Source organism: Pseudomonas sp. GW823-FHT02C02 (assembly GCF_058797635.1).
In genome coordinates this window covers 1-10,624 of sequence record NZ_JBXAJV010000035.1, presented here as the reverse complement: position 1 = coordinate 10,624, position 10,624 = coordinate 1, and the positions used below count along the sequence as shown (strand labels likewise).

The window sequence follows — 10,624 nt, the reverse complement described above, 5'->3', positions numbered from 1 at the left end:
CGAGTGAAATCGAGCAGCTGCTTCCGCATAAGTGGCAGCCGGTTTAATCACGCAAGACGTGTTGCCCGGACGCATACGATGAATGTTGGCTTGATGCCACTGGCATGAATACCTGCTACGAAACTCTGGGCCGTAAGATCCAGGCTGACGTGAGGAAACAAATCGGCATAGGTGTTGGGGTCGGATTCGGTACAACTAAGACCTTGGCTAAGGCTGCAAATCGCGCCGCGAAAACCTATAAAAAGACTGGTGGGGTGGTTGGGCCTTTGGATGATGCCCGTCGGGACCGGCTCTTGAGTCTTATGCCAAGTGAAGATGTGTGGGGTGTTGGGAGGAAGCTTTCTGCCCAGATGAAGGTCATGGGGATAAATACAGCCTTCGACCTCCAGCAATTCGACCCCAAGACCCTACGCCGCTCTTTCAACGTAAATATTGAAAAAACTGCCCTGGAACTCGCCGGTGTCTCTTGTTTCAGATTCGACGAGAGCGTGGGCCCCAAGCAGACCATCGCGTCGACCCGTTCCTTCGGCGAGAGGGTCACTACGATTGAAGGGCTGCGCGAAGCGGTGGCCACCTACGTGTCCAGGGCATGCGTGAAGCTGCGTAGCGAGGGGCAACTGGCGTCGTGTCTTCAGGTTTTCATCCAAACAAGCCGCTTCGATGATCACCCTTATAGTCGAACTGCCATTTGTGGGCTCGAGGTGCCCAGCGCCGACACTCGCGACTTCGTCGCCGCCGCCTTGGCGGGACTCCAGCGCATCTATGTGCCAGGGTACCGGTATGCGAAGGCCGGCATTGTGCTGTCGCAATTTTGCTCGCCGCACAGCTACCAATCTGACTTGTTTGCTCCAACACCGCGGCGCAATGCAGATGCGCTCATGGGCGTCATTGACCAGGTCAACGCCCGGTATGGGAGGGGCAGCCTCCGGCTGGCGCTGGAACCGCCGGTGGCACATTGGGCAATGAAGCGTGATTACCTGTCGGCCAGTTTCACCACCGATTTCAATCAACTGAAATCGGTGAAATGCCAGTAATGGGGAACAGATGAATTTCAGGTGTCGGCGCCTGTTATTGCTCTATGCGACGACGGGCGAGGGATTTAGAGGGGAGGGCGTCAAGCTGCTCAACAAGCTCGGGTCTGACCCCCATTTCGGAAAGTGAGTGGCGGGTAGCCCGAATACTCCAGACCATGAAGAGCGATATACCGCCGTAAAGCAGTGCGACGAAACATATCCCGATACCCATCCAGTCGAGGTAAGGGGCCAGCAAGGAATTATCCGATCGGCCCAATGATTTCAGCACGATCATTGCCAGACCAAGGAATGCCAGTCCCCAGGCGCCCCGGACGACCAGGTCCCGCTGCATGCCCCGCAGGTCACAGTACAGAAGGACCTTCGCCCCTTGTTCTTTGTTGAGTGATTGCAACTTGGTGAGTAGGTCTGTCATCAGGCGCTCGTTTGTTTCGGAGTTGTCAGGTCGTCCTCGCTCGGCGATGTGCTGAGCGCCTCTCTGATATGTCGTTTCAACTCAGTCTCCAGCCAATCGCTGGCCAGCTTCTCACCGGGTTTCTGACAGGCAATCACGCACTTCGGCTCACGCGCAATGGTGATGATGTCGGCTCGACGAATAAGCTCATGGAAGAGCTCGTGGTCGACAGGTTGAATCGACTGCCTGGTGTTGAAGTAATCAAGGTCGATATCGAGAATAAACGGTGCTTCAAACAGTCCGGGGATCCCGCTGGACTGAGAAATACTCTCGATAAAATCAAGGTGTCGGCGAAGAAAGTCGGACTCCAACGCTTGGTTGGCGTACCCCTTGGATCGGGGTTGGTCATTAGACCGCACCTTCTGACGAGGTAATTCGACGATTCGCTCTGCTGGAATGGAGTACGTGTAGGGCGGCGGGGCCTTAGGCTTGGATACCCCTGGCGTATCATGTGCCCTCTCACGCCACTCTGATTCAGCCGCAAGTTGTTCGTTGCTTTGGTATTCGTTGGTGATCAGACCCCCAACAATCGCAAACGCAATGTCGATAGTGCGTGATTGCACGGCAGCACTTATGTGTTCGTCAAAGCGAAGATTCAGGATCGCGTCTCGAACCGTTTCCTCGACACGAAAATCGATTTTGGCAACCTCAGCCGCGGCGCGTTCCTCCCACCCCTCATCGTCCATACCCACGGTTATGTCCACGGAGCTGTGGCCTACGAAGGCAGGGCGTGTATCGCTGTGATAATCCAGCGTCAATAGGCGCGGAGCGAAACCCAAGTCACGCGCACATTGCGCCCAGGGAAGAAGGGCTTCATGGTGGCTATCGAACGTAAATACAGACTTTCCGCAGATGTTTTCACTTGTCACACCGATCTTTTGCACCTGGCGCATACCTTGTCCTGCTGGTGGAATATTTGGAGAGCATCGAATTGGGCGCTAATTGCCATCGAAGCGCACGTCGTTAATTCTGGACTTCGCTCAAAACCTTTTCCAAAGCTGCGTGGTACCCATCATGGGGATAAAACGGCCAGTTCTCTGGCGTACAGAACACATTGCGGCGCAGATCTATCTCGGAAAATTGAGCGTGCCATCCCGTCCCTCGCTCGAATACCCAACCGCTGAGGCCAGTTCCTTGAAACTGGTCGTGGGTGATGTCGATGATGAATTCGCCTACTTCAACCCATGCGTGAGATTGCTCTTGGTTGAGCTGCGAATGGTCGCTGGCGCAAACGTACATACCTTCGATTTGAAATTCTTCTTTCAATATTCGGCCCAGCACCTCAGAGGCTGGGCCACATGCCCCCCTTGGGAACTTATGGAACATAGAGCTGTTTTTCTCAGCAAGGCTGAGAAGGCCGAAGCGGCATGATGCAGCTATTCTTTCGAGTGCTTCACGATTGATCATTCTTTTCCCATCGGAGTAAGTCGCTTACTCGCCAGTTCGGTGACGGTGAAATCGTCCGTTGTTGGACGCTGCGCCTTCGTCAACATGCTACGCCCCTGACATTTTTGTAGACACCCCCTGCATCTGATCAAGACTGCATTCATTGGCTGCCTGGCATTGCATAACACGTACGCATACGATAAAAGATACTGACAGTATCAAACAGGGTTTTCGTATGTCTCACCGTTGGCACCTGGCTTTCCATTCGGGGATGTCCGCAAGCAGCGATCTACGCGCTGCTGTGGATGTTGGTGTTCCCATCGGGGTCGTGGCCCCCTTGCTGAGCCTCTCCAAAGTCTTTCTCGCGCTGCCGAGACACCTTGATTCCGGGGGATCAGTCTTTATTGACTCCGGCGCCTTTGCGGCCTTCCAAAAGGGTGAAACCATCATTTGGGAGCGGGTGTTTCAAAAATACGAGTCCGTGATCCTGATGACTGCCAAACCGCAAGGGCTGAGCATCGTAGCTCCGGATGTAATCGGTGATCAGGTAGCGACATTGAAGCTCTGGACCGAGCACGCGGAGCGGGTAAAAAGCTGGATCGCGAAGGGCGTTCGCGTAATTGTCCCGCTGCAACGTGGGGTCCTTGATGCCGCTCAAATGCTCGCATTGGCCAAGGACACGTTCGGTTCCGATCGATTCTGTGTCGGCGTACCTAGCAACCTCGAAGCTATGTCGGCTGACGATTGCTCGACCCTCCACCATACGGATTTCCATATCCTTGGCAGGGTGGTGATGACGGACGTGCTAATTCAAAAAATCGACGCCCTGAAGGCCAACAATCCTGAGGCTAATTACACGGCGGACGCGAACTGGCTTCGCGCCAGGACACGAAAAATCAGCATCGAAGCGAGTAGCTTGGCGCCCGATCGCTCGAGCGGGCTTGGCGACACAAAGCGGACCCGTGCCGTCAGGAACGTATTGCAGCAAGAGGCGTACTACTCGTTGCTGGCCTGACTCCGATCGCCAGGGCCATTACGTCTTACGGAGAGGTGTTTAGCATTTCAGAACACTACTTAACCGCATAAGGGCGATCGCATGAACACTTCAAGATTCTTCCAGGCGCTATTTCATAGCACCCTCTGTTGGGTGTTTGGGTTGGCAATCACTGCGAACGTAAATGCCGGGGAGCGCAATGCCCCTCGCGTCGCGTCCGCAACCGTCACCATGAGTTCGAATCCAGACCTGTCAGGTGTGGTGGATCTCTTTTTGGATGGACGCATAGATGCAGATGTAATGGAGCGGCTGAACACCTTCGCATACCTCAAGGGCCGCAACGGTGTGATCGTTCACCTCAACTCCTTTGGCGGCAGCATGCGGGCAGGGCTTGCGCTCGGCCGTCGCATTCGTGAACTCGGGTTTTCGACCCAGGTTGGCGTGAAGGGGGTGTCGTCGATAAGTGATGAAGCGGGCATTTGCGAGAGTGCATGCGTCATGTTGCTTGCCGGCGGGCGCTTCAGGCTGATTCAGCCAGACTCGGTGGTGGGCGTTCACCAGTTCGCCGCAGCTGACCAAGCTACCTCACAGCAGGCAATGGCCGATGCGCAGATCTTCTCGGCCGCAACGGTCAATTTCCTCCGCGACATGGGTGTTAGTACTCAGCTCTTCAGTTTGATGGCGGCAACTCCGGCCAGTGCGATGCAGAAGCTGTCGGTGGCCGATCAAGTCAACCTCGGTTTGGTGAATGCGGGGAAAGAAGTTGCCGTCTGGGGTATCGAGAGTGAGCAGGGTGCTCTTGTCCTGAAAGGTGTGCAAAGCACCATCAGCAGCACTGTTGAAATTCAACTGGCATGCACCGCTCAGCAAGACGTTTCCGTTGCTGTGATGGTCGACGCCGACGGGAAAGGGCGAGTCCGCAGTGTGGATCTGTTGGTTGATGGTCGAACGTCCGCGGTCGAACTCAGGCAGCCGGTTCAAATGATGGGCCGAACGGCAATGTCTGACTTCCCACCCAGGGCAGAGCAGTTGGTGGAGATGCAGCGTGCCAGGTCAGTTGGGGTGCGCTTCCGTTACGACGATCAACGTCAATCGATGTACGCGATCGATGTGTCTACACAAGCCAGCGCCTTGATGGGTGGGTTCGTTCAACTTTGCCATGGCACACAGAAGGGCGCGACCGTACAGCGTTGAAGGCAATTACCGTTTCGTGTTCAGCATTCCCTGAAGCAAGTAATTCAATTCCGGGGCGATCGCCTTCGGCACAACGCCTTTCAAGGACATGACTATGAACATCGAAGGTATGCACACACAAGACATCAACGACGTGCTTTCAGCTGGCCGCCTGTGCCTCTGCGACAAAGTGACGAGCACCCAAACTGAAATGTTTCGAGCGTCCTTCGGCGGCGTGATCGTCGGTGGCCACAAGCCTTTTGGCGAAAAGCTCGATGCCTACACCGCTAATAAGCATCGCGTGCCGGAAGTGTTGGCTGCTCTTGCCATCGAACTGGAACGTCGCGGCGTATAGGGAGAAATCTATGACCGGTAATGAACGTGAATTTGTTCTCGAACAACCAGGTATGCCTCCGTACCCGTATCAGTGGTCCAACGATATTGCTGGAGTCGACTGCTCGGGACCGTACTACGCAAGCGAACCGCCAGAGGACTGCACTCAAGTTTGGGGGCTGGTCTTTAGCCTTCCAGACAATGGTGGGTACCTCGCTGGCTGGAGCTGCGGTGAGATGGACCTTTCGGGCGTATCAGACCACGTGCACAAAAGCCTGATCGAAGCGGCGAATGCCGCTGAGCAGATGGCAAAAGTACAGGCCGAAAAACAACGAATCGAATCGCTCGACGACTAACCGAAAAGGAATTTGACCATGTCGCAGTCCAATCAAAACACCGTCAAAGTTGGCGAGTTTCGCCAGCGTTACGAACACCTCTACCGCAAGCTGAGCGACTACCACGCGTGCTGTTCTGCTGATGAGGTTCGCACCTGGAAGCGTGTTACCCAAGCGCTCCTGGACGAAGTATCCTCCCTCAAATGTGGTCGAGCATCCCCCGAGGATCTTGGTGCACACAGGCATGCCGTTGCCGCTGTAACCGAACGTCTCGCGGCGGCTGACCAGCGCATCGAGGCTTACGCAATGATAAATGCTGCGAAAGCGGCGCTCCAACAACCCATCAGGCCAGCTCTGAGGCTGATTCAGGGTGGAAAGCTCAACTGACGCACTCATGCGTTGCAGTGATCGAAAATGTCCCACCACGCCCCGCACAGCTTACGCTGGCGGGGTTTTTTCGTTGTCACCAAGAAATCAGCACCAGCTTATCGGTGACGTTCAAAGAGTTTTGACAGGTGCGTTAAACGCACCTATAATTCCACGTAGACACCTACTTGGAAACGCTGACATGGCTACCAAACCACTGAAACACACCGATGTTGCCCTTGGGAATCTGATGACCTACAGCGCCTGCTCCGAAGCTCTGGAAGGGATGGAGATGTGCGCCTCCAATGTGATTGGTGGCAGCAAGGCTTTTTTCAGTGGCAAGCAGACGGTGTTCACCGCGACGGCGCAAAAGAAATACAGCGCCATCCAGGCGAAGATGCAGCGGATGGCAGAGCGGCTCTCTGATGGCGAGGAGTCGGCCATGTCAGATGTTCCCCAACGGCAACTACTGCTTTCATCCATGGCCCCCAACTCTGATTGCCAGGAGGTACTTGGTATTGAATCGCTGCCTTCAAGTCCGGACGATCCGGAAAATTTGATGGCTGCCACACGCAAAGCCCTCATCGCTGCACTACAGCAACTGCACCCTGAACTCCAGTGGGGCGAATACCCTCTTGGAGATTACGACCAGTATGCCGAAGTCGATGCCCCGGAAATTCTTGTGTGCTTCAGCAATGAAGAAGTGCAGCTGGACGAAGGTCTGGTTGATCCCTACTCGACGATGATGGGCGAGCTTTGCGACCCTTCGCACTGGGGGCTTTCGGAGCACGCCGCACAGCTCATCCAGGCCCACAACAGGGTTTTCATGGCCAGCTATCCGGGTTGCGATGGTCCGCGCCAGCACGAATCTTGATTGCCGGCCCCGGCCGAACTATGCACGCCCTGGTGCACAGGCTGGCCTCGGCGCTGCTGGGTAGCAGTAGGCCGAAAAGCCGGTTCTAGTACGGCGAGAGTTACGACAGACTCTATTCCCCCGTGACAGTTTTTATCCCCAGCAGCACCAGTTGCTCGACCCCTTGCCATTGCGTGAGGGGTTATTTTTGGCTATCTTCAGAATCTATAACACGTAAGCATACCTTTTCACGGATACACGCTGTATCTGATGTCACGAGGTGTAAAGCCGCTCCCATCGTCGTCGCCACAATGGCATTCAAGGGGTGGTATCGGTGAATGCTTGAATTGTCAGTGGCATCAACAGCGGCATTACCGCAGTTCGCCACTTAAACCGCGACCGCAAAACGAAGGGAATGTATGAGCAAAAAGACCCCACTCGATACCTCGAAGCCAAAGGTACCAGGGGAAGAGGAAACCCCTAAGCAGAGAAGGCAGCTGCTCTATACGGCAATTGCTTACCACACCACGAAGCGGAAGCTTCTGCACTTTGTTCTACCGAGCATTGCCCTATTCGTTGGAGCATTGCTTCTCTGCAAGTTTCTGTTGGCGGATGGAATGGAAAAGATTGATGCCATAGGCATTGCTGTTGCCGTTTTTGTCTTTTACTCATGGTTCGCTTTCACCATCGCGTGGCCGTTGCTCGGACAACGTTTCCTGCTGGAAGTGGAGACATTGTTTGGGCCCAGGACACGTGAAGGTTTATGGGAGCAGTTTTACACCAAGACGGTGAAACACACCGGCTTGGACGTCTTTGCAACTGCCAAATCTGTGAACGAATACGACACGTCGAACTGGGTGAAGCTCAACAAGGCCGCCGCCAAGCATAAAACGAGCTGATCGCAATTGCAGGGCATTCGATTCTCACCCACGTAGGGGGTTACAGATGACGGAAAATACACGCGACGATGCTGACGCCTCGCAAATACGCCGAATTTGAAGAATGATGAGGAACAACGATGGCCAACGAAAAAGTGATTGTCACTACCGATACAACCGATCTACTGAACATGTCCCAATCCGCCGTCAACGAGATCCTTGCAAACGTCAAAACATCGATTCACCTCGAGGCCGGTAAGGCAATTGCTGCTGACGGAATTATCTTGGCGCCAACCTGCTGCGGGCAGTCATTTGTCCTACCCAGGTTCATTGCACAATGAAACACAAACCTTTCAACATACTGATCAACGAAAATCCACGGAGCGGCGATGAATAAGGCTCTAGTAGCACTGGCAATGATGGCGCTGGCTTCCCCGGTCTTAGCGGATGATGATTCGATTGTCGTCCCGAATTTGACGACACTTCCCTTTGTTGTAAATAACGCGGGTGACATGACCAGTGGGTACTTTAAAAACTGGGGCTCCCTGAGTGCGGAAAACGGCACCTTCACCTCAGCGAGCAATCGAGCCGTTGATCAGCTTCATGCTCACAAATGCGCTGTTCACTTCGGTATTGTTCGTAATGCTGCCGGGCGAATTGACCCGAAAGATGGAATCGTCACCATTGCTTGTATGCAGCAAGACGGGGCTGTTGTCGCAACCGATGTGCCCGGTGCACTCGTCGATAGCACGGGAGGAATAGGTCTGAAAACAAGCGATGTCGGTGATAAAGCACTCCTCCTGGTTCAGAGCGCCATTCGCATTCCATTAGTCAGTGAGTAGTGGTCGGCATCCTGGGTATAGATTGCTCAGGGTGTTGCTTCGGAGAGTAGGAATAATGTCATTGAAGATTCTGCTGATGATCATTGCTGCTATCGCGGCAAACTGGTTTTGGTACGAGCAACCGTTTTTGACGCGGATGGCTACCGGCATAGTGGCGGCGCTGATTGTCTCTTTCGTTTGCGATCGTTGGGTACTCGGTGAAGGGAAATAGCCATGGGTCGCAAGCTGCTGTTATTTCTCGCCCTGGCTGCTGCTGCTTCATTGGCGACGGGAAATTATTGGATTATCGCAGTAGCGCTTCTGGTTGAATTTGGGTTCGTTCTGCTTGTTGTTCCGGTGATCAATAATCGGTGCAACAAGCAGTACATGGCGGATTTACGAAAGCTGAATCGCGGGAACATGGATCTGCAATCAGGGTGGGTCAAAAAGCCATGGCAGCATGATGAGGGTGAGTGTATGCGGCACAAAGAAATTCTTGCTGCGAAGATCGAAGCGTATGCCGTTGAATCAGCTGCTGAGCGGAAAAATCCATCGAGTAGGAGTTTGTGGGCTTGGCCTAAGGTATAGCCCCCCAGAAGCCCCAAGCTCTGTCTACACACGCTGGGGCTAATTCAGAAGAAGGGCGCACATTTTCGGGTCTTTGATTGCTTGTTTCTCCTGTTACCCGTCTGCGTGCTGCACCTTCCACTGAACATCCCAATTAGTTATCTGGCACTGGGGGGTAGTACCACGGCCGGCGGCAACGCCATCGACGTGATCGTTCTCCCGGTCGATGAATTTGACCTCACCACACCCCTGAAAACGAAGCTTGAACAACTGGGCCCCGAGAGCGGTGGCTCCAGGGATCAAGCCAGTAGTGTCCCGCTGATTTTGGCCGGCGTGCTGACGAACAGCGTCGACGATCAAGCCGTCAGCCGTTTTGCGAACGGTCAAGGTCGGAGCGACGTCGCCTGAGCTGGCCGCCATGGATGTATTGAAGGCTGCCGCGAGGACGAACAGGCAAATGAATTTTTGGTGCATGCAGGCGTTACTCGGTTATGGGTATAACCGACAGCATGCCGGCCGTCAGATTTCGTCGCCAGCCAAAATAGGGTCTAGAAATTCCGGCGCAAGGCGCACCTGGTTATCGGCACTTGTTCGGCATCACCGATGCATACAGACAACCCGCATCGGAGCCTCACAATGAACAACTCAAAACCGACTGTCATCGCCTTGCTGCGCAACACGGCCCAGATCTATGTGGGGCAAAGTCGATTCAGTGACAAGCCAGTCTTCCTGGTGGAAGCGAAAAGCGAAAACCACGTGTATGAGCTGCGAGGTGATGCCACCACGGATGATCATTACGCCGCTCTGGTCGCCGAGTTTGGCGACATCATCAGCAAACCCGGTCCTGATGCTCAATTGAACTCGATCGAGTTCAACACAGGTCGTCAGTACACCCCAGAAGGCCAGACCTTGGAGGCATGGGTCGTTGCCATCGACCAATCGATCCCCGAATGGCCAGTCAAAGTTGTGTACTTCAAAGACCGCAGCAGGATGATCGACGGCTTGGTACGCGTCAGCTCACTGACAGAAAAAAACGTCATGGAGGCCTACGACCATGGTCGCTATGAGCCAGCCTGATCATCAGCCACGAAACGAGAGCAAAACGATGGCAACCATCAACAAATTCGTGAAAATCACTGGTTGGAAAGAGCGCGAGGAGGTTGAAGCGCTTGGCGATATTTCTGGCATGGTTGCAGAGCCGGACATTAAAACGATTTTGTCCGGTCGTTCGGCCACCGTATCCGGGTGGTTCGATGAGGCTACGGGCAACGGCTATGAAATGGCCGAAATCACTCTTCACAGCTGGGAGCTCAGCTAGAGAAAAAACGCTACACACCAGCCCGCCGTCCAGCGGGCTTTTTTATGTGCGCCCAGCATGGGCGCAATCTTGTGGGTGAAAGTCCCGCCGTAAGCTGACCACAGCGAACGAAGTG

Annotated in this window: 18 protein-coding genes and 1 pseudogene; 16 read left to right on the top strand and 3 right to left on the bottom strand. The window is 54.3% G+C overall.

Features of this window, described 5'->3' with window-relative positions:
* Positions 1-86 precede the first annotated feature (86 nt).
* Together AC1ROI_RS33800 and AC1ROI_RS33795 are read left to right on the top strand one after the other, a co-directional pair.
* Positions 87-209 (top strand): annotated as a pseudogene (locus AC1ROI_RS33800) (hypothetical protein); the annotation flags it as partial.
* 93 nt (positions 210-302) lie between these two features.
* Positions 303-1,034 (top strand): DinB/UmuC family translesion DNA polymerase, encoded by a 732-nt coding sequence (locus AC1ROI_RS33795; protein WP_492573986.1) that lies wholly within the window; start codon positions 303-305, stop codon positions 1,032-1,034.
* Between the two features lie 34 nt (positions 1,035-1,068).
* Here AC1ROI_RS33795 and AC1ROI_RS33790 read toward each other — a convergent pair whose 3' ends face one another.
* From AC1ROI_RS33790 to AC1ROI_RS33780, 3 genes are all read right to left on the bottom strand, one after another.
* Complete coding sequence (locus tag AC1ROI_RS33790) at positions 1,069-1,446, bottom strand: hypothetical protein (protein WP_102599815.1); 378 nt, start codon at positions 1,444-1,446, stop codon at positions 1,069-1,071.
* Positions 1,446-2,378: a UPF0489 family protein gene (locus AC1ROI_RS33785; RefSeq protein ID WP_102599816.1), complete on the bottom strand. Its 933-nt coding sequence runs from the start codon at positions 2,376-2,378 to the stop codon at positions 1,446-1,448. The genes AC1ROI_RS33790 and AC1ROI_RS33785 overlap by 1 nt, the downstream gene beginning before the upstream one ends.
* Positions 2,379-2,448: 70 nt before the next feature.
* Positions 2,449-2,892: a hypothetical protein gene (locus AC1ROI_RS33780; protein WP_102599817.1), complete on the bottom strand. Its 444-nt coding sequence runs from the start codon at positions 2,890-2,892 to the stop codon at positions 2,449-2,451.
* 214 nt (positions 2,893-3,106) lie between these two features.
* Here AC1ROI_RS33780 and AC1ROI_RS33775 point away from each other — a divergent pair, with 214 nt between their 5' ends.
* The 14 genes from AC1ROI_RS33775 to AC1ROI_RS33710 all read left to right on the top strand — a co-directional run bounded on the left by AC1ROI_RS33775 (position 3,107) and on the right by AC1ROI_RS33710 (position 10,509).
* The gene (locus AC1ROI_RS33775) at positions 3,107-3,886 is read left to right on the top strand and encodes a hypothetical protein (RefSeq protein ID WP_256580187.1); all 780 of its coding nucleotides are present in this window, start codon (positions 3,107-3,109) and stop codon (positions 3,884-3,886) included.
* A gap of 81 nt (positions 3,887-3,967) precedes the next feature.
* Positions 3,968-5,059, top strand: coding sequence for a COG3904 family protein (locus tag AC1ROI_RS33770; protein WP_102599818.1), 1,092 nt, complete (start codon positions 3,968-3,970; stop codon positions 5,057-5,059).
* A 94-nt stretch (positions 5,060-5,153) separates the two neighbouring features.
* Positions 5,154-5,393 carry a hypothetical protein gene (locus tag AC1ROI_RS33765; protein WP_102599819.1) on the top strand — a complete coding sequence of 80 codons (240 nt, stop codon included), beginning with the start codon at positions 5,154-5,156 and terminating at the stop codon, positions 5,391-5,393.
* A gap of 10 nt (positions 5,394-5,403) precedes the next feature.
* A complete protein-coding gene (locus tag AC1ROI_RS33760) occupies positions 5,404-5,727 on the top strand; it encodes a hypothetical protein (RefSeq protein WP_146013527.1) in 324 nt (107 codons plus the stop codon).
* 18 nt (positions 5,728-5,745) lie between these two features.
* Complete coding sequence (locus tag AC1ROI_RS33755) at positions 5,746-6,093, top strand: acetate and sugar kinases/Hsc70/actin family protein (protein WP_173678029.1); 348 nt, start codon at positions 5,746-5,748, stop codon at positions 6,091-6,093.
* 181 nt (positions 6,094-6,274) lie between these two features.
* Positions 6,275-6,946 (top strand): hypothetical protein, encoded by a 672-nt coding sequence (locus AC1ROI_RS33750; protein ID WP_102599820.1) that lies wholly within the window; start codon positions 6,275-6,277, stop codon positions 6,944-6,946.
* Positions 6,947-7,344: 398 nt separating this feature from the next.
* On the top strand, positions 7,345-7,824 hold the full coding sequence (locus AC1ROI_RS33745) for a hypothetical protein (protein WP_102599821.1): 480 nt from the start codon (positions 7,345-7,347) through the stop codon (positions 7,822-7,824).
* A 119-nt stretch (positions 7,825-7,943) separates the two neighbouring features.
* Positions 7,944-8,144, top strand: coding sequence for a hypothetical protein (locus tag AC1ROI_RS33740; RefSeq protein WP_102599822.1), 201 nt, complete (start codon positions 7,944-7,946; stop codon positions 8,142-8,144).
* A 48-nt stretch (positions 8,145-8,192) separates the two neighbouring features.
* Positions 8,193-8,645, top strand: coding sequence for a hypothetical protein (locus AC1ROI_RS33735; protein ID WP_102599823.1), 453 nt, complete (start codon positions 8,193-8,195; stop codon positions 8,643-8,645).
* Positions 8,646-8,706: 61 nt separating this feature from the next.
* Positions 8,707-8,856 carry a hypothetical protein gene (locus tag AC1ROI_RS33730; protein WP_158244048.1) on the top strand — a complete coding sequence of 50 codons (150 nt, stop codon included), beginning with the start codon at positions 8,707-8,709 and terminating at the stop codon, positions 8,854-8,856.
* Positions 8,857-8,858: 2 nt separating this feature from the next.
* Positions 8,859-9,212 (top strand): hypothetical protein, encoded by a 354-nt coding sequence (locus AC1ROI_RS33725; protein WP_102599824.1) that lies wholly within the window; start codon positions 8,859-8,861, stop codon positions 9,210-9,212.
* Positions 9,213-9,293: 81 nt separating this feature from the next.
* Complete coding sequence (locus AC1ROI_RS33720; RefSeq protein WP_146013528.1) at positions 9,294-9,599, top strand: hypothetical protein; 306 nt, start codon at positions 9,294-9,296, stop codon at positions 9,597-9,599.
* A 228-nt stretch (positions 9,600-9,827) separates the two neighbouring features.
* The gene (locus AC1ROI_RS33715; protein ID WP_173678030.1) at positions 9,828-10,268 is read left to right on the top strand and encodes a hypothetical protein; all 441 of its coding nucleotides are present in this window, start codon (positions 9,828-9,830) and stop codon (positions 10,266-10,268) included.
* Positions 10,269-10,296: 28 nt separating this feature from the next.
* A complete protein-coding gene (locus tag AC1ROI_RS33710; RefSeq protein ID WP_146013529.1) occupies positions 10,297-10,509 on the top strand; it encodes a hypothetical protein in 213 nt (70 codons plus the stop codon).
* Positions 10,510-10,624: the final 115 nt, after the last annotated feature.